General features: G+C 48.4%; 25 protein-coding genes and 1 other RNA gene. 17 read left to right on the top strand and 9 right to left on the bottom strand.

Annotated features, from left to right (window positions below; translation table 11 throughout):
* The first annotated feature begins 23 nt into the window (after positions 1-23).
* From hemG to ACSR9A_RS14445, 4 genes are all read left to right on the top strand, one after another.
* Positions 24-1,511 carry a protoporphyrinogen oxidase gene (gene hemG / locus ACSR9A_RS14460; protein WP_473757830.1) on the top strand — a complete coding sequence of 496 codons (1,488 nt, stop codon included), beginning with the start codon at positions 24-26 and terminating at the stop codon, positions 1,509-1,511.
* Positions 1,512-1,581: 70 nt separating this feature from the next.
* Entirely contained in the window at positions 1,582-2,973 is a 1,392-nt protein-coding gene (locus ACSR9A_RS14455) for a CapA family protein (protein WP_473757829.1), read from the top strand.
* A 20-nt stretch (positions 2,974-2,993) separates the two neighbouring features.
* Complete coding sequence (locus tag ACSR9A_RS14450) at positions 2,994-3,770, top strand: glycerophosphodiester phosphodiesterase (RefSeq protein WP_473757828.1); 777 nt, start codon at positions 2,994-2,996, stop codon at positions 3,768-3,770.
* Entirely contained in the window at positions 3,764-4,663 is a 900-nt protein-coding gene (locus tag ACSR9A_RS14445) for a DUF92 domain-containing protein (RefSeq protein ID WP_473757827.1), read from the top strand. Before ACSR9A_RS14450 ends, ACSR9A_RS14445 begins: the two co-directional genes overlap by 7 nt.
* A 122-nt stretch (positions 4,664-4,785) precedes the next feature.
* Here the strand turns inward: ACSR9A_RS14445 and pepF are convergent, their stop codons facing one another.
* From pepF to ACSR9A_RS14430, 3 genes are all read right to left on the bottom strand, one after another.
* Positions 4,786-6,576: an oligoendopeptidase F gene (gene pepF, locus ACSR9A_RS14440; RefSeq protein WP_473757826.1), complete on the bottom strand. Its 1,791-nt coding sequence runs from the start codon at positions 6,574-6,576 to the stop codon at positions 4,786-4,788.
* Between the two features lie 277 nt (positions 6,577-6,853).
* The gene (locus ACSR9A_RS14435) at positions 6,854-7,036 is read right to left on the bottom strand and encodes a hypothetical protein (protein WP_099519659.1); all 183 of its coding nucleotides are present in this window, start codon (positions 7,034-7,036) and stop codon (positions 6,854-6,856) included.
* A gap of 78 nt (positions 7,037-7,114) precedes the next feature.
* The gene (locus ACSR9A_RS14430) at positions 7,115-7,348 is read right to left on the bottom strand and encodes a hypothetical protein (RefSeq protein WP_341278478.1); all 234 of its coding nucleotides are present in this window, start codon (positions 7,346-7,348) and stop codon (positions 7,115-7,117) included.
* A 199-nt stretch (positions 7,349-7,547) separates the two neighbouring features.
* On the opposite strand from ACSR9A_RS14430, the gene ACSR9A_RS14425 reads away from it, so the two are divergent.
* The 4 genes from ACSR9A_RS14425 to ACSR9A_RS14410 all read left to right on the top strand — a co-directional run bounded on the left by ACSR9A_RS14425 (position 7,548) and on the right by ACSR9A_RS14410 (position 11,086).
* Complete coding sequence (locus ACSR9A_RS14425) at positions 7,548-8,249, top strand: class I SAM-dependent methyltransferase (protein WP_473757825.1); 702 nt, start codon at positions 7,548-7,550, stop codon at positions 8,247-8,249.
* Between the two features lie 82 nt (positions 8,250-8,331).
* Positions 8,332-8,529 carry a cold shock domain-containing protein gene (locus ACSR9A_RS14420; protein WP_046229980.1) on the top strand — a complete coding sequence of 66 codons (198 nt, stop codon included), beginning with the start codon at positions 8,332-8,334 and terminating at the stop codon, positions 8,527-8,529.
* 169 nt (positions 8,530-8,698) lie between these two features.
* Positions 8,699-10,252 carry a hypothetical protein gene (locus ACSR9A_RS14415; protein ID WP_473757824.1) on the top strand — a complete coding sequence of 518 codons (1,554 nt, stop codon included), beginning with the start codon at positions 8,699-8,701 and terminating at the stop codon, positions 10,250-10,252.
* Positions 10,253-10,369: 117 nt separating this feature from the next.
* On the top strand, positions 10,370-11,086 hold the full coding sequence (locus tag ACSR9A_RS14410; protein ID WP_341278475.1) for a YebC/PmpR family DNA-binding transcriptional regulator: 717 nt from the start codon (positions 10,370-10,372) through the stop codon (positions 11,084-11,086).
* A 130-nt stretch (positions 11,087-11,216) separates the two neighbouring features.
* On the opposite strand, the gene ACSR9A_RS14405 is transcribed toward ACSR9A_RS14410, so the two are convergent.
* Positions 11,217-12,395, bottom strand: coding sequence for an MFS transporter (locus tag ACSR9A_RS14405; RefSeq protein WP_473757823.1), 1,179 nt, complete (start codon positions 12,393-12,395; stop codon positions 11,217-11,219).
* A gap of 260 nt (positions 12,396-12,655) precedes the next feature.
* Between ACSR9A_RS14405 and ACSR9A_RS14400 the strand changes: the two genes are divergently transcribed.
* Positions 12,656-13,684 carry a tetraprenyl-beta-curcumene synthase family protein gene (locus tag ACSR9A_RS14400; RefSeq protein ID WP_473758018.1) on the top strand — a complete coding sequence of 343 codons (1,029 nt, stop codon included), beginning with the start codon at positions 12,656-12,658 and terminating at the stop codon, positions 13,682-13,684.
* Positions 13,685-13,715: 31 nt separating this feature from the next.
* Positions 13,716-14,684 carry a 6-phosphofructokinase gene (pfkA, locus tag ACSR9A_RS14395; RefSeq protein ID WP_341278473.1) on the top strand — a complete coding sequence of 323 codons (969 nt, stop codon included), beginning with the start codon at positions 13,716-13,718 and terminating at the stop codon, positions 14,682-14,684.
* Positions 14,685-14,859: 175 nt separating this feature from the next.
* On the opposite strand, the gene ACSR9A_RS14390 is transcribed toward pfkA, so the two are convergent.
* Positions 14,860-16,047 (bottom strand): putative glycoside hydrolase, encoded by a 1,188-nt coding sequence (locus ACSR9A_RS14390; protein WP_473757822.1) that lies wholly within the window; start codon positions 16,045-16,047, stop codon positions 14,860-14,862.
* A 208-nt stretch (positions 16,048-16,255) separates the two neighbouring features.
* Entirely contained in the window at positions 16,256-16,450 is a 195-nt protein-coding gene (locus ACSR9A_RS14385; protein WP_046229973.1) for a hypothetical protein, read from the bottom strand.
* 272 nt (positions 16,451-16,722) lie between these two features.
* Here ACSR9A_RS14385 and cshA point away from each other — a divergent pair, with 272 nt between their 5' ends.
* The 4 genes from cshA (at position 16,723) to ACSR9A_RS14365 (ending at position 20,042) form a co-directional block, all read left to right on the top strand.
* Positions 16,723-18,321, top strand: coding sequence for a degradosome RNA helicase CshA (gene cshA, locus ACSR9A_RS14380; protein WP_473757821.1), 1,599 nt, complete (start codon positions 16,723-16,725; stop codon positions 18,319-18,321).
* A gap of 195 nt (positions 18,322-18,516) precedes the next feature.
* Complete coding sequence (locus ACSR9A_RS14375; protein WP_341278470.1) at positions 18,517-19,305, top strand: YesL family protein; 789 nt, start codon at positions 18,517-18,519, stop codon at positions 19,303-19,305.
* Positions 19,306-19,350: 45 nt separating this feature from the next.
* Positions 19,351-19,535, top strand: a non-coding RNA gene (gene ssrS / locus ACSR9A_RS14370) — 6S RNA.
* Between the two features lie 111 nt (positions 19,536-19,646).
* Positions 19,647-20,042 carry a DUF1499 domain-containing protein gene (locus ACSR9A_RS14365; protein WP_341278469.1) on the top strand — a complete coding sequence of 132 codons (396 nt, stop codon included), beginning with the start codon at positions 19,647-19,649 and terminating at the stop codon, positions 20,040-20,042.
* 72 nt (positions 20,043-20,114) lie between these two features.
* On the opposite strand, the gene tpx is transcribed toward ACSR9A_RS14365, so the two are convergent.
* Positions 20,115-20,633 carry a thiol peroxidase gene (gene tpx / locus ACSR9A_RS14360; RefSeq protein ID WP_473757820.1) on the bottom strand — a complete coding sequence of 173 codons (519 nt, stop codon included), beginning with the start codon at positions 20,631-20,633 and terminating at the stop codon, positions 20,115-20,117.
* 94 nt (positions 20,634-20,727) lie between these two features.
* On the opposite strand from tpx, the gene ACSR9A_RS14355 reads away from it, so the two are divergent.
* On the top strand, positions 20,728-21,384 hold the full coding sequence (locus ACSR9A_RS14355) for a rhomboid family intramembrane serine protease (RefSeq protein ID WP_341278467.1): 657 nt from the start codon (positions 20,728-20,730) through the stop codon (positions 21,382-21,384).
* Positions 21,385-21,409: 25 nt separating this feature from the next.
* A complete protein-coding gene (gltC, locus tag ACSR9A_RS14350; RefSeq protein ID WP_473757819.1) occupies positions 21,410-22,312 on the top strand; it encodes a glutamate biosynthesis transcriptional regulator GltC in 903 nt (300 codons plus the stop codon).
* A gap of 160 nt (positions 22,313-22,472) precedes the next feature.
* On the opposite strand, the gene ACSR9A_RS14345 is transcribed toward gltC, so the two are convergent.
* Positions 22,473-23,156, bottom strand: coding sequence for a zinc metallopeptidase (locus ACSR9A_RS14345; RefSeq protein WP_473757818.1), 684 nt, complete (start codon positions 23,154-23,156; stop codon positions 22,473-22,475).
* A gap of 65 nt (positions 23,157-23,221) precedes the next feature.
* A complete protein-coding gene (locus ACSR9A_RS14340; protein ID WP_473757817.1) occupies positions 23,222-23,671 on the bottom strand; it encodes a MerR family transcriptional regulator in 450 nt (149 codons plus the stop codon).
* A 345-nt stretch (positions 23,672-24,016) separates the two neighbouring features.
* Here ACSR9A_RS14340 and ACSR9A_RS14335 point away from each other — a divergent pair, with 345 nt between their 5' ends.
* Entirely contained in the window at positions 24,017-25,387 is a 1,371-nt protein-coding gene (locus ACSR9A_RS14335; RefSeq protein WP_473757816.1) for an ammonium transporter, read from the top strand.
* The last annotated feature ends 34 nt before the right edge of the window (positions 25,388-25,421 follow it).

Here is a 25,421-nt window from a genome sequence, read left to right as displayed (position 1 = left end):
TTGGTAATGAAAGGATGAATGAGATGCGGAGAATCGGAGAAGCTGATCGAATTGTCATTATTGGCGGGGGGATCAGCGGGCTGAGCTCCGCTTTTTATTTGCAGCGGGAAGCGGAGCGGCAAGGTAAAGCGATTCATATTACGCTTGTCGATAGCGCCGAGGTATTGGGCGGCAAAATTAATACGCTGCAGCGTGACGGCTTCGTCATCGAACGCGGCCCGGATTCTTTTCTTAGCCGCAAGCTGGCGATTATAGAGCTGGCTAAAGAGCTCGGCATAGAGTCCGAGCTGACGGGGACGAACCCAAAGGGCAAGCAATCCTATATTTTGTTCAAAAATAAGCTTCATGCGATGCCGCAGGGACTCGTGCTCGGCATTCCGACGGAAATTATGCCTTTCGCCCGGACGGGCTTGCTTACTTGGGGCGGCAAGCTGCGGGCGCTGCTTGACTTCATCAAGCCTTCGCGTAGTGAAGCTGGCGACGAATCGCTGGGAGGCTTCCTTGGCCGGCGGCTGGGGACGCAGGTTGTGCAGCGCATTGCAGAGCCGCTGCTGGCGGGCATTTACGCTGGCGACCTTAACAAGCTGAGCATTCAAGCGACGTTCCCACAGTTCGCAGCTGCAGAGCGCAAGCATGGCAGCTTGATTCGCGGGATGCGCAGCAACAAAAAGCTCGCTAAGGCTCCCGATATGAGCATGCTGCCGGAAGGGGCAAGAAGCAGCGTGTTTCTTACATTTAAAGGCGGGCTGTCTACTTTGGTAGATGCGCTGGACCGAGCTTTGCCGGGCATGGAGCGTAAGTTAGGTCAGGCGGTGACTGCGATTCATGATAAAGCTGCGGGTGATGAAGCAGCAGCAGGTTTTACTGGCATGACGGCTGGAGAACAGTCCGGGTCCCGTTATACGATTGAGTTGGCAAACGGGGAGCAGCTGTCTGCCGACAAAGTCATTGTGACTGCACCAGCTTTTCAGGCAGCGGAGCTGCTGGAGCCGCTGGTCGATTGCGCGGAGCTGCGGGCAATTGATTATGTATCGGTCGCAAATGTCGTAATGGCTTTTGACAAGGCGAGCCTGGGTATAACCTTCAAAGGTTCAGGGTTCGTTATTCCGCGTTCGGAAGGCTTGCGTATTACGGCATGCACATGGACCTCGACGAAATGGCTGCATACAAGTCCTGGAGACAAAGTACTGCTTCGCTGCTATGTAGGCCGGGCAGGCGATCAAATCACGCCTTTTTTGCCGGATGACCAGCTAATGGCTGCCGTAAGAGAAGATGTGAAGAAGACGATGAATATTGCCGCGGCGCCTTTATTTACGGAAATTACACGGCTGCCGCGCTCTATGCCGCAATATCCGGTCGGCCATCTGGCCCATACGAAGCGTCTGCGCGAGCGAATGGCCCGGCAGGTGCCGGGCATTCATATTACAGGAGCGGCTTTCGACGGCGTAGGTTTGCCGGACTGTATTCGGCAGGGCAAGGAAATTGCGGCTTCCGCGCTGTCCTCTTCCTAGTTATTTCGCATATTTATAGCAAGCTTGCTATAATAGACAGGAAACTTTATTCATAAAGGAGCATCCTGTCATGAATAGATCTAGAACAGAATCGCGACAGCAGCAAAAAATCAGGCGTAAAAGAAGACTAAGACGCCTCATCATTTTCAACGGCTTTATGTTAGGTCTTATTGCAGTCGTTATTGGTTTATGGCTTAATACGCAAAACTGGTTTGATGCTGGGTCCTTATTTAATAGGGAAAATAAGCCTCAGGCAGCCGATGCCGCTTCCGCGGGCACGAGCGATGGTCAGAAGCCGCAAAACGAGGAAACGGACACAGGCAGCAGCTCGCCTTCTCCATCTGATGAAGCGGCAGCAACGAAGGAACCTGCTCCTACAGCCGATGAGGCTAACGGCGGCGCAGGCGAGCCAGCGGCAACGCCGGAGAAGCAGCCGGAAGAGGTTGGCAATGAAGCGGTCGATGGCACAGGTGGCAATGACGTTTCTGGCGAGCAGCCGTCGTTTCAGGCTGGGGACGAGGATACGGTGAAGCTGAGCTTTGTTGGCGATATTTTGCTGGCAGCTTCGGTTGGCGACATGATGAAGCTGAATGGGTACGACTATCCATATAAGCAATCGCTGCTTTATTTGAGCGAGCCGGATATTATGGCCGCTAATTTGGAGTATCCGGTGACGGATAGCGGTGTTCCAGCGCTAGATAAGACGTATGTGTTCAAAGGTTCTCCAGATGCGCTTCCTGCATTTCGCGATGCCGGCTTTGATATCGTCAGCTTGGCGAACAACCATACGCTTGACCAAGGCGTCGAAGGTTTATTTAATACGATGAAGCATCTCGATGAGACGGGAATTTCCCATATGGGAGCCGGCAAAAATGATACGGATGCGTTTGCGCCTGTCATTAAAGACGTGCGCGGCATTAAAGTAGCGTACATTGGACTGAGCAGAGTTGTACCGGAAGTATCGTGGAAAGCAGACAAAAATGTTGCAGGCGTAGCGGAAACCTACGATACGACGAGAGCGAAGGCGGCAATTAAGAAAGCGAAGGAGCAGGCCGATCTGGTTGTCGTGATGGTTCACTGGGGAGAAGAGCGCAAAGATACGCCGCTGCAATATCAGCGGGATTTTGCACGTGAATACATAGATTCGGGAGCCGATCTCATTATCGGCAGCCATCCGCATGTGCTTCAAGGTTTTGAGACGTATAAAGGCAAGTGGATTGCATACAGTTTAGGGAACTTTATTTTTAGCGCTTACCCGAAGGGGCCGACTGCCGAGACAGGTGTGCTGGATGCGATTTGCACGAAAAAAGGGAACTGTGACCTGAAGTTTTACCCGATGTCCTCGGACAAAGCGCAGCCAGTGCTCATGGAACCCGAAAATGCGGCAGCGCTGCTGAAGCGCCTGACGAGCCTGTCCTTTGGCGTGAAGCTCCGTGAGGATGGCGCTCTCGTCTCTAAATAAAGAGCAGCGAGGAGGAGCGCATGGCTGAGCCAAGAAATGTATGCGTTGCCCACCGCGGGTGGTCAGGACGCGCACCGGAGAACACGCTTGCAGCGGTAAAGCTGGCGATGGAAGAGCCTGATGTGTTTTGGATTGAAATTGATGTGCAGCTATCGAAGGATCATATTCCGGTCGTTATTCATGATTATAAGCTAAGGCGCACAACGAATGGCAAAGGCGATGTCCGCAATTGGACGGCTGCCGAGCTTGGCGCGCTTGATGCGGGCAGCTGGTTTTCGCCCTTGTTCAAAGATGAGGGTGTGCCGACGCTTGATCAAGTGCTGGCATTAACAGCCGGGCGCTGCAATGTAAACATTGAGCTCAAGACGAACGGCATTCGCTATCCTGCGCTTGAGGAGCAAGTTCTTGCAAGCGTGCGCCGATTCAGCGTGGAAAATGAAGTGGTGCTGACCTCTTTCTATGCCGGAGCGCTGAATAAGCTGTTTAAGCTGACGGAAGGACGTATTCGTACTGGCTTAATTATTGACGGCTGGCGTCAGACGCTGCCTCTGGAGCTGAGTCAGACGGGGTCGACCTTGCTTTCAATTGATTATTCGAGGCTGAATAAGGAGCGAGTGAAGCTGCTTAAGGAAGCTGGCATTCAGGTAATGGCCTGGACGATAAACGAGGAACGGGCTATTCGCAAAATCGCGGAGCTGGACCGGGAGCTAATGATTTGCACGAATTTCCCGAATCGCTGGCGTCAGGCAATGGCAGGACTGAGAGATAGAACTGGAGAGGAGCGAGAAAAATGGTAGGCTGGATCGATGAATGGTGGCTTAGGCTGCTTGGCGGTCTGTTTGGAAGCGGCTTAATTGCTTTCGTCGCCTATCGTTTCCGCTCTCTTTCGTTATCGGGTGCTTTATCGGCAATGGCAATGGGCACGGGCTTTGTGACATGGGGCGAACCAGTATGGTTCGCCTGTCTTATTGCGTTTTTCGTTACCTCTACCCTATGGTCGAAATGGAAAAAGCACTCCCGAGCGAAAGCGAAGGCGGAAGCGGGATATGAAAAAACAGGACGTCGCGACGCTGGACAAGTGTGGGCGAATGGCGGAGTAGGCCTGCTGCTGTGCTTCGGCCATGCGCTGTTTCCAGCAGCTGGCGATGGCTGGCTGCTCGCCTATATTGGAGTTATGGCGGCCGTAAATGCCGACACATGGGCGACGGAGATCGGTGCGCTGAGCAAGCGCCCACCTCGATCGGTGACGAGCGGCAAAATAGTTGCTCCCGGCACGAGCGGTGCTGTGACGCGGCTCGGCTCACTGGCGGCGCTCGCTGGAGCAGCCTGCATTGGCGCCATCGCCGCCGTTATGCTGGCCTGGTTTCATCCAGCGTCTGCAGCCGATCTGCAGGCTGGAACAGCGGGGCTTGCAGGCGGCGGCCTTAGCCTTGCTTCAGCTGCAGCTCTTATTGCTGCTGCGGCAATGGCTGGCTTTGCTGGATGCTTCGCCGACTCATGGCTTGGCGCCACTTGGCAGGCGATGTACCGCTGTACAAGCTGCGGCAGCGAAACGGAGCGCCGCATGCATTGCGGCGTGCCGGCCGAACGGATACGCGGGTTTGATTTTATGAACAATGACCGGGTTAATATGCTGTCATCCTTGCTTGCAGGTGTAGTCGGTTTGACACTAGGCCTTTGGTGGCTTTAATTGCAAAATAAATAACACCTTTCACTCCATGATGCCGGAGTGGAAGGTGTTATTTTTGCTTTTAGCGCATATCCCCTTAGCTCAGAAAGCAAGCTGGGGAGCAGAGAGGCTGAACAAATTAATTATTTTGTCAGCTCTTCCATTTGGCCGATGAGACTTTCAAATACGCTCATCGCTTGCTCAATCGGCTCTGGCGAGGACATGTCGACGCCCGCTTTTTTCAAAATATTGATCGAGAAGTCGCTGCCGCCGCTCTTCAGGAAGCCGAGATAACGCTCGACTGCTGGCGCGCCTTCCTCCAAAATTTGCTTGGAGAAGCTTGTTGCTGCCGAGAAGCCAGTTGCGTATTTGTACACATAGAAGCTGTTATAGAAATGGGGAATACGTGCCCATTCCATCGCAATATCTTCATCTACGGCCATATCGTCGCCATAATATTGAACATTGAGGTCATAGTAGATTTTGCTCAAATCCTGCGGTGTCAGCGATTCGCCTTGCTCGCTTCTTTCGTGAATGATTTTCTCGAATTCGGCAAACATCGTTTGACGGAACACCGTCGTCCGGAATTGGTCCGCATAGTAGGTGAGCAGGTACATTTTTTCCTTCGGATCGGTAGACTTGTCAAGCAAGTAGTCCATCAGCAGCGCTTCGTTCAGCGTGGAAGCCACTTCCGCGAGGAAAATCGTATATTGCGCATCACGGTAGTTCTGGGTCGTGTCGGAATAATACGAATGCAGGGCGTGGCCCATTTCATGCGTCAGCGTAAACATGCTGTTCAAGTTGTCCTTGTGATTGAGCAGCACGTAAGGATGTGTGCCGAACGCTCCCCAGCTGTAAGCGCCGCTGCGCTTGCCTTCATTCTCATACACGTCAATCCAGCCATCGTCAAAGCCATGCTGCAGCACGTTCAAATAATCGTCGCCGAGCGGCTTCAAGCTTTCTTTGACCGTTTTTTTCGCATCCTCATACGTAATGTTCATATCGAATTCCTCTACAAGCGGAGCGAACAAATCATACATATGAAGCTTGTCAACGCCGAGCAGCTTTTTGCGCAGGTTCATATAGCGATGCATCAGCGGCAAATGCTTATGAATCGTGTCAACCAGGTTTGTATAAACCGTCTCGGGAATGTTATCCCCATAGAGCGACATGGCGAGAACGGAATCATGCTTGCGGGCACGGGAGTAAAAAATATTTTTCGTTACATTGGCATTCAGCGTTGCACCGATTGTGTTTTTGAGCTTTCCGTATGTATCGTACATCGCTTGGAAAGCTTCTTTGCGCACCTCGCGGTTTTTGCTCTCAAGAAACTGAATGTAACGGCCCTGCGTCAGTTCAACCTCTTCGCCGTTCTCGTCCTTGACCTTCGGGAACTTCAAATCGGCATTGTTCAGCAGGTTGAAAATCGTGCCGGGAGCCGAGCTCATATTGCCCACTTGCGCAAGCAGCGCCTCTTCATTTTTCGAGAGAACATGGGCCTTCTGGCGGCGCATTTCTTCGAGCGTATGGCGGAACGCTGTCAGCTCCGGATTCGCGATCAATTGATCCAGCGCCTCATCGCTTAAGGAAAGCACCTCTGGCGTAATGAAAGAGAGAGCTTCGCCTGTTTCTACGCTCAGCTTCTTGGATTTGTCGGACAAAGCCTGATAGGTCGGCTCAGCCGTATCCTCATGATGCTTCATATTGGCATATACGTATAGACGCTCCACATGCAGCGACAATTCATCCTCCTGCTCGAAGCAGGCTTTCAGCTGGGCGGGGTCAGCCAATGTGCCTTGAAAAGCGCTGATTTTGCCAATCAGGCTTTTGGCAGCGGCAAACTCCTTATCCCATGCGGCTTGATCTGCAAACAGGTCTTCGAGCTTCCAACGGGCTTCTACTTTCGTTTCGGAACGCTTAGGTACGTGATTCATCGAATTCCTCCTTGGTATAATGGTAGATGAAGTAGCATGTGGTGCTGTTTTGGAATAGACGGGCTGAATCATTCCCTCAGCGCCACTAATCCCGGCTGTCAGGCTTAAAGAAACAAGGACGGGTAGCCATTTCATAGTTGCAATCGCCTCCGGGCATAAATTTGTACCTAGTATGTACCGGAGGCGGTCTTGTTATGTTGAAATACAAGAATTTACCTTGTATTTGATGCGTTGGCGGCTGCTCCTTGGTGTATGGCTTGTCAGCTGCCGCCAGCGTTTATGAGCTTCCCATCTGAAACAGACTGAATACAATGAGGAAAAACGAGAATGCAATTAAAACAATCGAAGCAAGTGCCAGCCCGCGGCGCAAATTGGGAGCGAGAGTATCGCGTTTTGCAAGGACAATCCACCCCAGTGCAAAGGAAGCGACAATAAAGATGATATTAGTCATTAAATCCATCTGGAAATGTACACCCCCTGTAGCCGCAAGCACAACACTGCCTCGTTAGTCTTCGCTCTAAAGGCTAATTTTTCCTGCTTATACTTCCTTGAAAGCACGGATGATGTTCTCCCGTTCTTCCTCGCGGCCAACATACTGGTCAGCACGGAATCGATTTTCGGCCCAATGCATCATTTCAGGACGGCTTACGAACGTAAAGCATTCTTCGCCCCATTGATCAGAAATATCACGTACGACGAGGGTTTTCCCCTGTACTTCTACCGTCAGCATATTGTATTTGTCGGTTTTGAATATCTCGTGTTTCTTGAACATGTATAGGTCACCTTACCTTTCATTACGGCTTACACCGTATTCTTACTATTTTAGCTATCCAGGGGGTGGAAAGCAATAAGGGACGGTGTTATAATATCAGCTATAATGCGGGAAAGTGGCATTTGTGAGGCGAAGCTTCTATAGAGATAGGAGCGTATTCGCGAGGAAGAGTGTAGCTGAGACGAGGAGAGTTGAGAAGATGAAGCAATTGAAGTATGAGCAGGTAGGCGTTGCCATCACCTGCCGGGGTTTTGATGAGTATGTACACATGTTCGGATTAGCAGAAGACGATTTGGGTGCGGGGCCTTTACTCGACATTGCTGCTGGAGGCGCTTCTTTTACCGCTGAGGCATGTGCCCGAGGGTATGATGCCCATGCTATTGATCCGCGTTATGCCGGAGATGTGGAGTCGTGGATTGCACAATCTGCAGAAGAAATTGAAGTTTCCACAAACAAGCTGATCGCTTTGCAGGAGGCATTCGACTGGAGCTACTATAAGGACGCTGCGAATCATCGCGCGGGAAGAGAGCGTTCGCTTGAGCTGTTTGCAAGTCATTTGCGATCTGTTGCCGGGAAAGCCCGTTATCGTTTTGGGCAGCTGCCGGAGCTCCCTTTTGAACAAGGAACCTTCTCGCTTGTGTTATGCAGCCATTTTTTGTTTTTGTATGCGGAGCAGTTTGATTTCAATTTCCATAAGCAGGCTGTTTTGGAAATGATGCGACTGTGCAAGCCGGGCGGACAGGTGCGGATCTACCCGCTGTTGTCGCTAAGCTGGAAGGCTTACCCGCACATGGATGAGCTGCTAAAGGCTGTCGCAGAGCGGGGCGGTCAAGCTGAGCTTATGCCGGCGAAGCTTCCTTTTATTCCTGGATCAGATTATTTTTTGAAAATAAGGGTTTAATTGCATTTTCCAGTTTAAGACTGTATAATATAGGGTATACGCTGATTAAACAGCGGTTTATTTTTTCTAGGAGGTTGTTCATTTGAAAGGAACAGTTAAATGGTTTAACGCAGAGAAAGGCTACGGCTTTATCTCGGTAGAAGGCGGCGAGGATGTATTCGTTCATTTCTCCGCTATCCAAAGCGAAGGCTTCAAATCGCTTGACGAAGGCCAAGAGGTAGAGTTCGACATCACTGAAGGCAATCGCGGTGCACAAGCGGCTAACGTCGTTAAATTATAAGATTCGAAGTTTCTTATAATACTTGATTGCAGCATGTACAGGAGCTTCCGGTTAATTCGGGGGCTCCTTTTCGCATTTTAACAGGCTATTAGGATAGTGGTCAGTGGATGGTGCTGTATAATTGAGCGAGATAAGCCTCGTATTGAACTATTTTTAAAGGGGGACAATGATGATGGAAGCCGGTGCCGAGTTTCAGCGGTTTCGCTTTAGTGAAATCAAGCAGAAATTGCCTCGCGAGAGCTGGTATTACTTGCGCCATGAACAAAATGATGGCGAATTTGAAGAAGAGGAAGTTTGGTATTATAAAGGGGATTTGCGGCTTAGCGTGCTTTTGCTCGACCTGAATGCTATGCTCATTCTCGTTGAAGGAAATTTAGTTGTGGATCGTTATGTTGGCAATACAGATACAGACGGTGCTACCGGCCTGATCGTTCTTGGCAATATGCGCGCCAGCCATATGGTTGTTGGCGGACAGGAGATCCATGTTGCAGGCAATTTGCAGGTGGATGAAATGTTCTGGGGAGATTATAATCACGGTGATCTCATCGTTGAGGGCAATATGCAGGCAAAGCTGATGATGATAAGCGATCAATATAGAGTGCGTATTCAAGGAACATCAGCTTTTGAACGCTACATAGAGGAATGGGACGACTTCGGTGTATGGCAGGGCTTCGACATGACCGAGCTTTTTGTCCCGGACATTATTTTAGATGAGGATGAGGAGCCGTCCGTCTGGCGAGAGGAAATGCTGCGTCTTCTGAAGGAAGACAAGCCAATTTTATATGAAGCTCTAATTAAGCCGATTCATGAGCAGCCGCAAATTCCTTTTCTATTCGAAGATACACAGCTCCGACCGCTATATATGCAGCAGGTGACTGCTGATTCTCTCTGCTTCCTGGGTGAAACCGAAGCGGCCAGTTCAAGCCATGAGTTTTGGCTGGGAGATCAGTTTTTCCGTGCAACCGCATATGGCAATGAAGCGGTTTCTGGACATTTTCGAAGCGTCTATTTTCAAGATGGGGAAGCGTATGGAGCGTTGCTTAAAATAGAACCTATTGCTGCACAATCGGGCTCTGTAGATCAGTCACGCACGATGCAATGGCAGTTATCAGGCAAATATCGCAGCGTCACGGGCGAGCATACGGATTGGTCGGAGATCGATGATGATTCTCCAGCCGCTATCCAGCAGCTTTGCCAGCAAAACTGGATTCATTTGCTGCAAGCTGTATCGACCTATGAATACGCTCGTCATCTCATTGATCCGCAGCAGGTGCGCGAGCTGTTGGCTCTCCCGCTTGTCGAGCCTTATAACGATTATGATGATGAAGAGCGGAACGGGCTATGGATCGGCGATGTATATTTTTCATTTCGGCAGGAGGGAGAACTTGACAATGATGCTCCGCGATTGGCATTGGTGCGCATGGCCAGAGACTATACCGATGAACAGGGTGATGCTAAGGTCGAATATTTCTCTTACCGTATCCAGAAGCATATGGACGGCTCTGAATGTATTTCCGTTCAGTATTCAGAAGATGAAGATGATGACGATTATACGATGGTCAATTACGAAGGCGGAGCTAAGTTGCTGGATGCGGTCAAATTTTTTGAAAAAGGCCGAAAGCTGCTTACACGCTGCAACCAAGACATGCTGGATGGAACGAAACCTTTTTTTGGCGAAGATTTTGCTATGGAATATTGGAGGGAGAAAGGCTATATTTCTTAAGGATATGTGACAGGAGTTCGTAATTTTGCCATGCGCTTTTCGCATTTTAGACTTTGACCGGATTAGGCGGGAAATGATACACTGTTAGGTGGAATCTTTGTCGGAGGAGCGAGTGGCATGAAGTTTAAATTGTTTAAGGATCGCAAAGGGAAGGCCGATCAGGCTAAAAATAATAAGTTTGTAAAGCTGTCGCGTGAGATTTATGTGCAGGCACGTAAAGGCGGAGCGAATCCCGAAGCGAATTTTGGCCTGAAGACGGCCATTGCCAATGCACGTGCGGAGCAAATGCCCAATGATAACGTTGAGCGGGCAATCAAGAAGGCGACGGGCGGCGACGCAGTCGATTATGAAGAAATTATGTATGAAGGTTACGGCCCAGGAGGCGTAGCGATTATGGTTCGTTGTTTGACGGATAATCGCAATCGTACGGCGGCTGATGTACGTTCGTCTTTTAATAAGCGTGGCGGCAATATGGGAGAAAGCGGCTGTGTAGCCTATATGTTTGATCATAAAGGCTTGCTTGTTGTAGACCGTGAGGATTTAGAAATTGATGAGGACTCTATGATGATGGTGACGCTGGAAGCTGGAGCAGAGGATCTTGTCGTAAACGACGACAGCTTCGAGATTTTGACGCATCCGCATGAGTTCGAGCAGGTGAAAGGCGCACTTGAAGCGGAAGGCTATACGTTCGTTAGCGCAGGTGTACGCTGGCTGCCACAAAACATGGTTGCCGTAGAAGGTGAAAATGCGGACAAGCTGTCCAAAATGATGGACTCCTTCGACGATAATGACGATGTACAGGACGTGTATACAAACTTCGAGCTTGAGGACTAACTTGGGGATTAACGTCTACATAGTCAGGCTGGAACAAAAACAGCTTCAGGAGCCACATGATCGTGTGGAGCCGAAGCTGTTTTTTTGATTTATGGCATGAGCTATGGAGGGACGCTCAGTTAGCGTAAGTTCATGCGCTGCGCCTCGTATAATGTTTATAAATAAAACCTGCTGCTGCAATTAAAGCAAGCGTAGTACCTAAGTTAAAGAAGGCAGTGCGTCCGAAGCTTTCATATACATAGCCGCCAACGGTTCCACTGATCAGACCGGCAAGGCCTGTCCATACAACGGCGTATACCGCTTGGCCAGATGCACGAAATTCATCGGGAATGATCTGCGAAATATAACGCAAAGCAGTCGAGAAATAGATGCCGAATGTAATGCTGTGCATGAGCTGTGTCGCCACGACGAGATAAGGGCTGCTCAAATGTCCAATGAGCCACATTCGCAGGGCATACAATACGCATGCAATAAACAGCAGCGGCAGCTCCTTGAATTTATGGCCGTACTTTCCAAGCAGAAACAGCACGGGAATTTCGCTGCAGGCGGAAAGTGTCCAGGCGAGGCCAATAAGTGAATCGCTAGCTCCCATTTGATGCAGCGTTACAGCAAGAAAGCCTTCATACATGCGATGCGCGATCGATACGATCAAAATGAGGACGAAAAAGGAAACGACCTCTCTTTTGCCCAGCAGCTTGAAAAAACCGCTGAAATCCACTTTGCGGGCACTCCCGCGATAATCACGCAGCAGAAAGGAGAGCGCTAGCGTTATCGTTATCGTACAGACTGCGAGCGGCAGCGTCCAATTGGAGCCCATCTCCTTCAATAAAATGCCGAACAAGTAGGCCGATATGGCAAACCCGAGCGAGCCGAAAATGCGAATGAGCGCATAAGGAACACCTGTATATTGACTGGATAATAAAATCAAGCTGTCATTCAAAGGGTTAATAGGCGTCTGAAAAAAATAAAAGATCGTCATTACTAGACAGATCATCGTAAAATCTTGAATTGGGAACAGCAGCGAGATCATGACTAGCTGCCCGAATAATAAAAATATAAACAATTTTTTTATCGTCTGAAACCGGTCGCTTGCCCAGCCTAACAGTAAATTCGCAAAGACAGATATGAAGGGCCCAGTTGCATATATAATGCCGATTTGATGCTCGGAGTAGCCTCGCGCCAGAAAGTATAATGGCAGGTAGGAGACGAGCAGTGCCTGTGTTGAGTAGGCAGAAAAGCTGAAGGCGCGGAGGCGCAGCGTTTCTTGGGCTGTGTTAGGCTTCGCCTTGTCAAGGCCAAGTTGTGTCATTGCTGTATTCACTCCATAACTGTAAAAAACCTTGATTATACAGGTGTTATAGCTAATTATTAATAGATTGTAAACCATTATAACATGAACTGCTGGATTATTGTTTATTGAAATGGTACATTTATGAGTGGAGGTTTCATTCATCGTGTAATAATGGGCTGGTAGCCGGCGGTTATTCAGCATTTTTTAAGAGGAGGAGGTGCATCGTGAGATTGACAACATTTTCAGGCAGCCGTGCGCCCCGAGGGCCTTTAAAACTTATGCATCGCGTATATAAATATGTGCTGCCGGAAGTTGAAGCGCAGCTTGGGAAGCTGCGGGCAATGGCAGAGCAAATTCCTGACAGGGAGCTGCGGACGCAAGCGCTGAGCAGCATAGCGAGCAAGAAATTCCATTGTCAGGGCGGCGCTGTGTATGCAGCGGCCAACTTGGAACAGCGGCATATTCTGATACCGCTTATTGTTGCGCTGCAAACGATTAGCGACTACCTGGACAATTTGTGCGATCGCAGCACTTCTCTTGATGCGGATGATTTCCGCCTATTGCACCAGTCCATGCTTGATGCGGTTAATCCGGCAGCGCCGCTCCGGGATTATTATGCCCACCGGAAGGAGCGGGACGACGGTGGATATTTGCACCACCTCGTTGCCGTGTGCCAGCACCAAATAGCGCTGCTTCCTTCCTATGCCAGCGTTCAGCGTGATGTAACCGAGCTGGTCAGCCTATATGGCGATTTGCAGGTGTACAAGCACATTCGCCATGACTTGCGTGAGCCGAAGCTGCTCGCTTGGTGGGAGAAGCATGCACAGCGCTACCCGCACTTGCAATGGAATGAATTCGCAGCTGCCAGCGGATCGACGCTTGGCATGTTTATGCTATTTTTAGCTGCCAGCGGTGATGGTCTGTCTTCGCCGGATGCGGCGGCGATTAAAGAAGTTTATTTCCCCCACGTATGCGGCCTGCATATTATGCTTGATTATTTGATTGATCAGGCGGAGGATCAGGAAGGTGGAGATTTGAATTTCTGCAATTATTACGACAGCTTCCATTTAATGGCGGAACGGATCGGTACAATAGTGGAGTGGGCAAGGGAGGATGTGCGGCATTTGCCGGCTTCCCGGTTTCATCGCCTTATCATTGAAGGGCTGCTTGCCCTGTATTTATCCGATCCGAAGGTGCGTGCGCAGAAAGAAGTGCGCAGCGTAACGCGCAAGCTGATGAAGAACAGTCCGCTTACCCGCCTGTTTTTCCTGGTTAACAGCGTGTGGATCAGGAAACAGCAGGCTTAGCAATATATTACATCATTTTGGAGGAATGACTATGTCTTCAGTAAAATCAATCGCAGTATTAACCAGTGGTGGTGACTCCCAAGGAATGAACGCAGCCGTTCGTGCTGTAGTGCGGAGCGCTTTGTATAACGGGCTGGAAGTATACGGTGTACAACGCGGTTATCAGGGTCTTCTGAATGACGATTTGCGTCAAATGGATCTTCGCAGCGTAGGCGATATTATACAGCGCGGGGGAACCATTTTGCAGACGGCGCGCTGCAAAGAATTTATGACAGCTGAAGGCCAGGAGAAAGGCGCTGAAGTTTTGCGTGGGCGTGGCATCGACGGTTTGGTCGTTATTGGCGGCGACGGCTCTTATCAAGGGGCTAACAAGCTGAGCAAGCTCGGCATTAAGACGATGGCATTGCCAGGAACAATCGATAACGATATTCCTTTCACGGATTACACAATCGGTTTTGATACTGCTGTGGGCATCGTTGTTGATGCCATCAACAAAATTCGCGACACGATGTCATCTCATGAGCGTTCGTCTGTCGTTGAGGTTATGGGCCGTCATTGCGGAGATATTGCGCTTTATGCTGGACTTGCAAGCGGCGCCGAGACCATTCTTGTACCGGAAGTGCCGTTCAATTTAACGGAGGTTTCGCAGCGGATGGAAGCCAACTTTGCCAAAGGCAAACGTCACAGTATCGTTGTTGTTGCTGAAGGAGCAGGCAATGGGCATGATGTATCCAGCGAAATTACGCGTGGTTGTGGACTTGAGCCGCGGGTAACCGTCCTTGGACATATTCAACGCGGCGGAACACCGACCGCTGTTGACCGTATTCTTGCAAGCCGTCTGGGCGATTATGCTGTGCATCAACTGATGGCGGGCGATTCGGGCAAAGCTTGCGGTATCGTGCGCGGGGAGTTTCTTTCCACGGATATCGACACGGTTGTCAATACGAAAAAGCCATTCAACCTGGATTTGTATGAGCTTGCGCTGCGTCTTTCGCAATAATGCTTACAGGCCCGTCTGGGCAATAGCAAGGGCTCGTATGAAAAAACAAACAAATAACCTCCGGCAACGCTTAAAAGCAGCGTACCGGAGGTTATTTGTTTGAAATATAGAAAAAGATATCCTAACGCTATCCTTTCTCTATATTTCTCGGAATGAAACGCGCATTATCAAATCGCTATTCGTAATTAACGCCTTCTGAATATTTATTGCCTGCATTCCATAAGAGAAATTCATGAATGTCGGTGTCGGAGAGCGCCTTAATTTGTGCCTCGACTTCTTTCTTGCCATATTTCATATAATTGCCCTGTCCAAGCCAGCTGGCTGTAAAATCCTGAATCCAAGGGCGGATAATTGGCTTAGCATCACCGATCGGGTCCAGCTTGGCATGTGTATCCTCCATAGCGCCTACGATGGTTTCATAAGGGCTTTTGTCCGGCACCTTCTGCTTAAACCAGCCAGTGCTGTAATGGCTCGGATAAACCATGGGAGATATGACGTGCACATCGTTGGAAATTTTCACAAAGTCCTGGCCAATGCCTTCGGCTGCAGGCACCGATGCGGCATAGCCGAAAATATCGACCGATACACGCACGCCAAGCGGCTCAAGCTGCTCACGGGCATATTTTACGAATCCCGCTACGGCATCGACTCTGCTCTGCTCTGTTTTCTCATACTTCAGCGAATCGGCTTTCTTATCAAAGCCTTCAGGAAAACGAACATAATCAAACTGGATTTCTTTAAAGCCCAGCTTAGCTGCTTCCTTGGCAACGGCTACATTGTAACTCCAGACTTCCTTCATATAAGGATTAACAAAGCTTTCACCGCGGCCATTTTTCCAAATCGTTCCGTCGGAATGGCGGAACGACAGCTCCGGATGCTGGCGTGCCAGCACAGTGTCCTTAAAGACGACAATTCTGGCAATCGGGTAAACCTCATGCTGCTTTAATTTCTTCATCAAGTCGCCAATGTCGCGAATGTACTTCTGGGTAGTTCCCAGTTCGAGCAGCTCCGGCGTCTCGGTCGGATAAGTAATATAGCCGTTGTCGTCTTTGACATCGATGACCATGCTGTTAAGCTTCGTATCATCCACAAGCTTAAGCAAGCTATCCATACGCGCTCCACCTGCACTGTGAGCCGTCACGTAGATGCCCTTCACAATGGGAGCATCTTTCTGCGGATCACGCTTAGCGCCCGTCTCAGACGTCCCCTGGCCTTCTCCACCCGATGGGCTTGCCTGCACGATATTTGTTCCTATTGAAGCGTTTAGTACCGAGGCTGCGAGCTCCCGGGCGGCTGCATGATCCTCTCCGCTTCCCGTCAACAAGCTGTATAACAGCATGACAGTTGAAAAGATGATGTCCATTTCCTTCTCTCCCCGCTAGCTCTTCTTTCCAAATTATAAAGCAGAATTAGGCTGCGTGACACTTATTTTTTTCAAAAAGCGTAATTTTACACAGAGAAATGTTGCTTAATGCACCATTTTTGGGCGGGAATTTCCGGAGAGAAAAGCATGCAAAAAACCTGCTGACGCATGCGTCAGCAGGTTTACTATCAATCGGTATATCCCCTTGTCATTGCAGTAAGGCTTCTCTTTGGTGCTCGCAAATGCTGTGCTGAACAATCTCCATTGCATCCGCAGGTTCAAGTACAGCCAGTCCGTCCCTCAATACGATATTGATCGAGAGTTCCCGATCCGTAAGAAAAGGACTGAGCTCGGGTGCTAGCTTCTCTACAATTTGTGACAGTGTTACGGTTTCGATATCCACCTGGCATCACCCTTTCATCATAGGTTCAGGGCAAAACATATGGCATGAAAACGTTAAAACAGCGGGATAACCACATTATAGCAGGATCAACTTTAAAAAAACAGGGTTAACTGCCATGTGCGCTGCGGGCAGGGGCTATACAATAAAGCAACCGCTTTCTCGTACGCCTTTTGATCTGTTTTTAAGCTTCGCTGGTAAACGTGTATGATTGTATGCTATAATAGCTTGGATATTTTTCAAGTAGGCTGAAGATAAAAGGAGTATGAGAAAGTTTGAAAACATTTGCTGAATTTGGCTTGGAACCTAAAGTGTTGCAAGCAATCACGGAGCTGGGGTTTGAGGAGTCAACTCCGATCCAGTCCAAAGCTATTCCAATTGCAATGGCTGGTCAAGATTTAATTGGTCAGGCACAAACAGGAACAGGAAAAACAGCGGCATTCGGAATTCCGCTCATTAATAAAATTCCGACAAGCGAGGAGCGCATTGTCGCCTTAATTATGACGCCTACCCGTGAACTCGCTATTCAGGTAGCTGAAGAAATCGGGAAGTTGACTCGATACAAAGGTTTACGCTCATTGCCAATTTACGGCGGACAAGAAATTGGACGTCAAATTCGCGCTTTGAAGAAGAAGCCGCAAATTATTATTGGTACACCAGGACGTTTGCTTGACCACATCAACCGTAAGACGATCCGTCTTGAAGATGTACAGACGGTCATTCTTGATGAAGCAGATGAAATGCTGGACATGGGCTTTATGGAAGACATTCAGTCGATCCTGAAGCAAGTTCCAGACGAGCGTCACACCATGTTGTTCTCGGCTACAATGCCGGCGAACATTCAGAAGCTTGCACAGCAATTTCTGAAAAATCCAGAGCATGTGTCGGTTATTCCTAAGCAAGTTACGGCGCCGCTTATCGATCAAGCGTATATTGAGGTTCATGAGCGTCAGAAGTTTGAAGCGCTGAGCCGTTTGCTTGATATGGAATCCCCAGAGCTTGCTATCATCTTCGGTCGCACGAAGCGCCGGGTTGATGAGCTGAGCGAAGCTTTGCAAAAACGTGGTTACACGGCAGACGGCCTTCACGGCGACTTGTCCCAAAACCAACGCGACAGCGTAATGCGCAAATTCCGCGATGGCAGCATTGATGTGCTGGTTGCAACGGATGTAGCTGCTCGTGGCCTCGACGTATCGGGCGTAACGCATGTTATCAACTTTGACCTTCCGCAAGATCCGGAGAGCTATGTTCACCGTATCGGCCGTACTGGCCGCGCAGGCAAAGAAGGTACGGCATGGTCGTTCGTAACGCCTCGTGAACTGGATCACCTGCATTTCATCGAGAAAATTACACGTCAAAAAATCAATAAAAAACCTTTGCCTAGCATTGCGGAAGCGATTGAAGGCAAACAGCGCTTGACAGCTGAGCGTTTGCTCGAAGTTGTTCAAGAAGAAGAGTTCACGGAATACAAAGCAATTGCAATTCAATTGCTTGAGCAATATGATTCCGTTCACTTGCTTGCAGCAGCCGTTAAATTGCTGACAGGCGAGAAGAAGGAAGTCAATATTGAATTGACACCGGAAGAGCCGCTTCGTGCGAAAAAACGCAAGCCGGACATTCGTTCGAATGGTCGTCGTTACTCTGGTTCCTCGTCCTTTAGCGGCGGCAGCAGCCGCAGCTCCAGTGGCGGTGGTGGCGGCTATCGTGGCCGTGATGACAGACGTGGCGGCAGCGGCAGCAGTTCGAGCTCCAGCTCGCGCAGCAGTAGCAGCAGCTATGACCGTAACCGTGATGGTGGCAGCAGCAGACCTCGCACTAGCGAGAATCGCCGTCCAAAACCATCGTCCGAAAGCTTCAACAATAACAACAACTAGGGTCATATCATCTTGATAAGCCCGAATAACAAAGCTTAAGAAACCGGGGAAGTCCGTGATGCCTTACGGGCGTCCTGACTTCCCCTTTTTTATTGTTCATTTGATTAAGCCAGCCTGCTTGATTGAATAATATGCTTTGGTGCATGTCACAACCAAAATAGTAACGAACAAGACGGAATAGTGGGGGCAGATCACATGGAGCCAAGGGGTTTAATGGGAGGTTTTTACCGCATCTCCGAATGGATTATGCGATTATCGGTAATCAATGTATTATGGCTAATATGTTCAATTCCTTTTGTATTATTGGCGTTTGTGGGCGTATTTCCAGGAAATGCTTCAGCATTAGATGAGGCGGCTTATCTGGACCATGTTAAAACAACATTGATTTTCATGGCGATTGTTGCTCCGTTCACCTTATTTCCAGCTACAGCTGCGATGTTTGCGGTAGCTCGCAAATGGGTGATGGGTGAAACGGATGTCCCGCTATTCAAAACTTACTTTAGAGGATATAAGGAAAATTATCTTCAAAGTATGATTGGCGGGTTTTTCTACGCTATTCTGTTTGCCATTATGATTGTCGATTTTATTGTTTATCGCGACCAGTACAGCCTGATTTCTTATATCTTTATTGCGTTGCTGCTTCTGCTGGTCATTTCCTTGTTCAACTTTTTCTCGATGCTTGTCCATTATCACATGAAAACGTTTCAATTGTTGAAAAATGCTATTCTGATTACGATTGGCCGTCCAATACGCTCATTCTCTTCTGCGGTAATGAGTGGTGCGGTCATCTATATCAGTACGCGCTTCACCTTTTTGATTCCGTTTTTTATGGGCAGCATTATTGCTTATCTGTCGTTCTGGAATTTCTACATGATTTACCAGAAGCTGCAGGAGCAGGCGGAGAAAGCTAGGCTTGCCCAGGAGGCAGAAGAGGTCGAATTTGCAGAGCTTACAGATGGCGATTCGAGCTCGTCCAATAAATAAACGTTTAGACATTTACAATTGTAAAGGTAACGTTTATAATAACAATACATCCTGCGATGTTCGTTTCGGCTTTACGTTGTTTTGAACCAATGGCTGTTTCTCGGGAGACCTAAATTGTTACGTTGCTGACATGCCCTCTAAAGGGGACTTCAAATTCGTTTCTGCGGACACCCACCTTGCGAAAGCGAGGTTCAGAAACATGTAAGTCGGACGGCATAGGCGGGTTTTTATCTACACTCAAGAGACTCTGCTGCGCTAACACGCTCAGGGTTCTTTTTTTGTGTAACAAAACATGTTAATATAGATATTACATACAAAGATGCTGGAGGGGGAGATCGTTTTTGTTGAAGCGGACCGTAATCGGGCTGCTGCGCAGTCATGAACAAACAGGCGATAAAGCCAAAGACCCGATGCTCAAATCCCATTTTTACAAGTTGTCCAAGGAAAAGGCTTGGGAAGAAGTAGTTTCTACGCTGAAGAAAATGCAGGGCTACAAGGTGCTGCATGAAGTTCAATCGGTTGGGGAGATTGTGCTCGAGAAACGCACGGCTTTCGGCCGGACGATGGACATTACGGTGTCGGTCATTAGTGTGAATCCAGTAAATGCAGCCGTTGATATTTATTCGGCTTCCAGAGGCTCTTTTGGCGACCTTGGTTCGAACTACCGGGTTATTCTTGAGCTTTATCGGACGCTGGACAAGAAGCTCTCTGCTTATAAAACGACCGGAAACTCATAAAACGTACAAAAAGCGAGGAAGGTTTCCCTTCACTCGCTTTGTTTGTGCACATAAAAGATTGTATACTGGATTTTATACGAGCGCTTTAGTCGCGTTAATTGCCGCTTCGTAATTCGGGTGCTCCGTCATTTCTGCCAAGTACTCGACATATTGGATCGTATCATTGGCATCGATAACAAAGATTGAGCGCATATCCAGGCCAAATTCTTTAATGTAAACGCCATATGCTTCGCCGAAGCTTTTAAGTTTGTAGTCCGACAGCAGCTCGACTTTATCGATACCTTCGGCACCACACCAGCGGGCTTGAGCGAAAGGCAGATCTACACTGATTGTAAGTACAGCGACGTTGTCCCCAAGCGAAGCAGCAGCTTCATTGAAGCGGCGAGTTTGAGCGTCGCAGACGCCTGTATCAATAGAAGGAATAACGCTGATTAACTTGATTTTACCAGCATAATCTTTCAAGGATACGCTATCAACGAGTGTTTTGTTTACCTGAAAATCAGGAGCTTTATCGCCGACTTTCAATTCTGGTCCGATTAATGTAAGTGGATTGCCCTTAAATGCGGCAGCTCCAGCACGTTCTTGAGACATGTATAACGTCCTCCTCAAAGTTAAATGGTCAATACCCATTAATTATAATCGGAGCGCGGCAATATTGTCCAATTCTAGAGCGGGGGAATTACTGATGATTTTTTTAAGATACGAAAGCTTTCGCGTTTATTTAAGATCTTATCCCATAACTTCTGCGATAATCGCGTTAAATACGCTCTTTTTTATATTTGTTGCTTTAAATGGTGGAACGACTGGCGGAGAAAACTTGTACCGCTGGGGTGCCTTTTTAACGTTTCATGGAGATCCGTACGGACTGGAAGAGCCATGGCGCTATTTAACGTCCATCTTTATGCATGGAGGCTTTCAGCACTTGCTTTTTAATATGTTTGCCCTGCTCGTGTTTGCACCGCCCTTGGAGCGTCTGCTACGCTCTGTGAAGTATGTTGTTTTTTATCTGCTTTGCGGGCTGCTCGGCAATTTGTTCAGTGCAGTTATTACGGTTATGACAGAGGGTGGCAATGGGGAATTTGTCCATTTGTCAGTGGGAGCATCCGGTGCGATTTATGGCATTTACGGAGCGTATCTATACTTGTCGCTGTTCCGTAAAGCTTGGCTGGATGATGGATCACGCAAAACCGTATATATGATTTTGGGAGCAGGCATCATTTATTCCATTATTTTGCCGACAATAGATTTATGGGCGCATGTTGGGGGTGGCCTTGCTGGCTTCCTCATGTACGGTTTATTCGATCGGGCAATGGTACGCAGGCAGCGGATCGTCCGGAGATAATGTTTGGATAAGATAAGGAGAGATCATGGAACTTCGTCAGCTTTATTATTTCGTCAAAGTAGCGAGAAAAGAGCATGTGACACAGGCGGCGGAAGAATTGCATGTTGCTCAGTCAGCTGTGAGCCGTCAAATTCATCAATTGGAGGAAGAGCTTGGCGTAAAGCTTTTTTTACAAAAGGGCAGAAATCTGCAATTGACGCCTGTAGGTCATTTGTTTTTGAAGCGGGCTGAGGTCATATTGGCTGATCTGGACCGGGCTGTTGTGGAAATACATGAATTTCTTGATCCGGAAAAAGGAGAAATTCGGCTAGGCTTTCCGCATAGCCTCGGCGTATCCTTAATCCCGCAGGTTGTGGCCGCTTTTCGCAAGCATCATCCGAATGTGAAGTTTCGTTTTAGGCAGGGGATGTATCCATCGCTCATACGAGATATGGTGAAGGGTGATATTGATCTTGCTTTCATTTCTCCTTTTCCGGATGAGCATGAGCATGTATGCGGGCAGGTGCTGCTGACAGAGGAGCTTTATGCGATATTGCCGCCATCACATCCACTTGCTGGAGAGAGCTCGATTCAATTGAATCAGCTTAAGGACGAGACGTTTGTCTTGTTCAGCGAAGGTTATTCGTTAAGGCCCATCGTATGGGAAGCGTGCCAGGAGGCAGGGTTTACACCGAAAATCGGATTCGAGGGCGAGGAGACGGAGACGATCCGCGGGCTGGTCGCCGCTGGGATGGGTGTCAGCTTGCTGCCGGAAATGGCGCTTCATCATACGGGTATTTTACAGCCAGCGAAGGTGCGCGTAGAGCAGCCCCATGTAACTCGCAATATCGGCATCATTCATCGTTCTAATGAGAAGCTGTCGCTCGTTGCGAAGGTGTTCCATGGCTTTCTGCTGCATTATTTCAATGAGAAGAAGCATGAGGATTAAAGCAAGAACAGTTATAGGTAGTAGGAGAAAGAACCGCTGCAGGCGCCAATTTTATTCTGGCTGCTGCAGCGGTTCTTTTTTGCGGGAAAAGAAGAGTGGGCCTGCCTAATGCTTAGGCGGGCCCACTCTTCTGAGTTGATCATGTTAGTCTGTAAGCTAGTTATTCCCGGTTTGATGATGAGAAGATCATAATATATTTGACGAGCTCCAGCAGGGAGATGAGCGCGGCTGCTACGTAAGTGAGGGCGGCAGCGTTCAGAACTTTGGCAACACCGCGTTCTTCCTCATTCGTTATAAAGCCTTCGGCAATCATAATATGGCGGGCACGGTTGCTTGCATTAAATTCAACGGGCAGTGTAATAACCTGAAAGGCTACTGCTACGGAGAAGAAGATGATGCCAAGACCAATCAGATTAGCCTGTTGCAGCAAAAATCCGGCGATCAGCATGAATGGAGCAATGCCGGATGCGATGTTAACGACCGGGAAAATGCGATGGCGCAGCGCCAGCATCGGATAATTCGCCTTATGCTGAATCGCATGGCCGACCTCATGGCAGGCAACGGACAAGGCGGATATGGAGTTTTCATAATAAACATGCTCGGAAAGTCGTACTTTACGTGATATTGGATCATAATGATCGCTTAGGGTGCCTCGTACAGGTTCAATCTGTACATGCTGCAGCCCATTAGCATCGAGCATTTTGCGTGCGGCCTGGTAGCCGGTTAGTCCGCTCATGGAGCGAACGGTAGACCAGGTTTTGAACGTTCCTTTAACCCTAAATTGCGCCCAAATCGATAAAGCGAAAGCGATTAGGATGAGAATGTCCATTTTGTGAAAAAACATAACGTCATTCCTCCAAATGATAATTTTGACTTACCAATCAAGGGGTGAAGCTATTATTGTACAACTTACATAAAATTCCCCTTGTTTAGCAGCAGCATTAGCGCTTCTATACAAGCTGCCGTTTGTGGCATGAGACGAGTGTAGAGCTTGTTAGCCTGGCGTGGCTTCATTTGCTTGATTACAGGCTCCAAGTCTTTAACCTCGCGTTCCAGCTCGCTTAGACGAAGCTGTAGGTCGGTTAGCTTGCGTGATACCTGCTCTTCAGCAGTTACGCTATCCCACTGCGCTAATGAATGTTTAATTTCTTCAAGCGTGTGCTTGTTTTGCTTCATTTGTTCAATACGTTTCAAACGGATCAATGTTTCAGAATTATACAAGCGGTAGTTCGTAGAAGAGCGTTCCGCCGGTTCGATAAGTCCCATTGAAGTATAATAGTCAATTGTTCGCGGACTGATGTTGGCCAGTTTAGCGAGTTCTCCAATTTTATAACGTTCAGCAGATTCCAATCCGTTCACCTTCTTTCCTCTATCTATATATGTCTATGTTTAATGATAATCGGAAAGTAACCATACAGTCAAACGTATGACATGGATATGTGAGTGCAGGAGAATTATGCCTAGGAAGATGCTTCCTATAATAGAAGGTGAAAAGCATAAAGGTTAAACTTCAGCGCGACGAAAGCTGCCAAGATCAGGCAGGGACTGTGAAAAAACTTAACATTAACCGCTTTCTTGAGGTAGAATGTTAGATTTTTTTTGAAAATAGAATAAAACGTATTGTCAAATGCGACTATACTGACTATAATGACATTAAGTCTTTCCTGAAATGTTAGGAAACATAACGTATAGGGAGTGGTCGTAATGATTAGAAAGATGTTATTCACACTAGGGGCAATGTGCTTAGTATTCCCGGCAATGGCTTTTGCGAATGACCCATCCAATGCAACATTGAATATGGGTATCGACTCCTTATGGGTCATGGTGGCATTCGTGTTAGTTTTGCTCATGCAAGGCGGCTTTATACTTTTGGAGACAGGTTCGACCAGAATGAAAAATGCCGGCCACGTTGCAGGCAAAACGATTTTCACAGCTGGTCTTGCAGGTTTGGTTTATTGGGCTATTGGTTATGGTATTGCTTTCGGAACGGCTAATGCAGATAGCGGAATGAGCAGTGTTATCGGCTGGGGCGATTTCTTCTTTAATCCAGCTATTTCAAGTGTAAACGACGAGCTTCCGTCAACCATTTTCTTCTTGTTCCAACTAGCTTTCGCAGCTGTATCGCTTTCCATCGCATGGGGCGGCTTTGCGGAACGTGCTAAATTGTCCTCATACCTTATTTTTACCGTTATTTACATTGCTGCGATCTATCCGGTAGTTGCTCACTGGATCTGGGGCGGCGGCTGGCTTGCAGCAGATGGTGCACAAGACTTTGCCGGTTCGACGGTCGTCCATTTATCCGGCGCCTTGGCAGCTTTGGCAGCTACTATTTTACTTAAGCCTCGTATTGGCAAGTTCAACAAGGATGGCTCTGCAAATGAGATTGCAGGACATAACCAAGTGTATACAGCACTATCGGTCTTGCTTCTGTGGGTCGGCTGGTTCGGCTTTAACGCAGGCAGCACGGTGAGCATCGGTGACGGCTTCTTTGGATATGTAGCATTCACAACAATGCTCGGAGCAGGTGCGGGTGCGGTTTCCTCGCTGCTGATTTCGTGGGCTGTAACAGGCAAGGCAGATATTACAACTACACTTAATGGTACACTTGCGGGTCTGGTTGCGATCACAGCTTCCTGCGCATTCGTTGATCCTTGGGCGGCAGTCGTTATCGGTCTAGTAGCTGGTGTGCTTGTATTCTACAGCGCGAAGTTTTTCGAAAAAATGAAAATCGACGATCCGATCTATGCAATGTCGGTTCACGGTGCAGCTGGTATTTGGGGTACGCTGGCTAACGGTATTTTTGCAACACAATTACTGGCAGATAAAGTTGGCGTAGGTCAAGGTGGTCTTATTGATACTGGTAGCTGGAAACAATTGTGGGTCCAATTCGAGAGCGTTGTTGTATGCGGCGCATTCGTTCTTGCAGCATCGTTCCTGGTACTTGGCGTTATGAAGCTGGTTATGGGCTTCCGTGTAACAGAGGAGCAAGAAATTGTAGGTCTTGACCTTAGTGAGCATGGCGCTTATGGTTATCCTGAGCAAATGAAAAAAGCAGGACAAAACCTGCACGGTTAATATTATAAGGGCGATTTAAAGGAGAGAGACTCAG

The sequence above is a fragment of the Paenibacillus sp. R-74696 genome, from assembly GCF_055814915.1.
The sequence above is the reverse complement of the archived record's forward strand: the minus strand, read 5'-3'. Positions and strand labels throughout refer to the sequence as shown.

Bases quoted from the DNA above. Each gene is read 5' to 3' on its own strand.
- hemG (WP_473757830.1), top strand. From the start codon at position 24: ATGCGGAGAATCGGAGAAGCTGATCGAATTGTCATTATTGGCGGGGGG.
- ACSR9A_RS14455 (WP_473757829.1), top strand. From the start codon at position 1,582: ATGAATAGATCTAGAACAGAATCGCGACAGCAGCAAAAAATCAGGCGT.
- ACSR9A_RS14450 (WP_473757828.1), top strand. From the start codon at position 2,994: ATGGCTGAGCCAAGAAATGTATGCGTTGCCCACCGCGGGTGGTCAGGA.
- ACSR9A_RS14445 (WP_473757827.1), top strand. From the start codon at position 3,764: ATGGTAGGCTGGATCGATGAATGGTGGCTTAGGCTGCTTGGCGGTCTG.
- pepF (WP_473757826.1), bottom strand. From the start codon at position 6,576: ATGAATCACGTACCTAAGCGTTCCGAAACGAAAGTAGAAGCCCGTTGG.
- ACSR9A_RS14435 (WP_099519659.1), bottom strand. From the start codon at position 7,036: ATGGATTTAATGACTAATATCATCTTTATTGTCGCTTCCTTTGCACTG.
- ACSR9A_RS14430 (WP_341278478.1), bottom strand. From the start codon at position 7,348: ATGTTCAAGAAACACGAGATATTCAAAACCGACAAATACAATATGCTG.
- ACSR9A_RS14425 (WP_473757825.1), top strand. From the start codon at position 7,548: ATGAAGCAATTGAAGTATGAGCAGGTAGGCGTTGCCATCACCTGCCGG.
- ACSR9A_RS14415 (WP_473757824.1), top strand. From the start codon at position 8,699: ATGATGGAAGCCGGTGCCGAGTTTCAGCGGTTTCGCTTTAGTGAAATC.
- ACSR9A_RS14410 (WP_341278475.1), top strand. From the start codon at position 10,370: ATGAAGTTTAAATTGTTTAAGGATCGCAAAGGGAAGGCCGATCAGGCT.
- ACSR9A_RS14405 (WP_473757823.1), bottom strand. From the start codon at position 12,395: ATGACACAACTTGGCCTTGACAAGGCGAAGCCTAACACAGCCCAAGAA.
- ACSR9A_RS14400 (WP_473758018.1), top strand. From the start codon at position 12,656: ATGCATCGCGTATATAAATATGTGCTGCCGGAAGTTGAAGCGCAGCTT.
- pfkA (WP_341278473.1), top strand. From the start codon at position 13,716: ATGTCTTCAGTAAAATCAATCGCAGTATTAACCAGTGGTGGTGACTCC.
- ACSR9A_RS14390 (WP_473757822.1), bottom strand. From the start codon at position 16,047: ATGGACATCATCTTTTCAACTGTCATGCTGTTATACAGCTTGTTGACG.
- ACSR9A_RS14375 (WP_341278470.1), top strand. From the start codon at position 18,517: ATGGAGCCAAGGGGTTTAATGGGAGGTTTTTACCGCATCTCCGAATGG.
- tpx (WP_473757820.1), bottom strand. From the start codon at position 20,633: ATGTCTCAAGAACGTGCTGGAGCTGCCGCATTTAAGGGCAATCCACTT.
- ACSR9A_RS14355 (WP_341278467.1), top strand. From the start codon at position 20,728: ATGATTTTTTTAAGATACGAAAGCTTTCGCGTTTATTTAAGATCTTAT.
- gltC (WP_473757819.1), top strand. From the start codon at position 21,410: ATGGAACTTCGTCAGCTTTATTATTTCGTCAAAGTAGCGAGAAAAGAG.
- ACSR9A_RS14345 (WP_473757818.1), bottom strand. From the start codon at position 23,156: ATGTTTTTTCACAAAATGGACATTCTCATCCTAATCGCTTTCGCTTTA.
- ACSR9A_RS14335 (WP_473757816.1), top strand. From the start codon at position 24,017: ATGATTAGAAAGATGTTATTCACACTAGGGGCAATGTGCTTAGTATTC.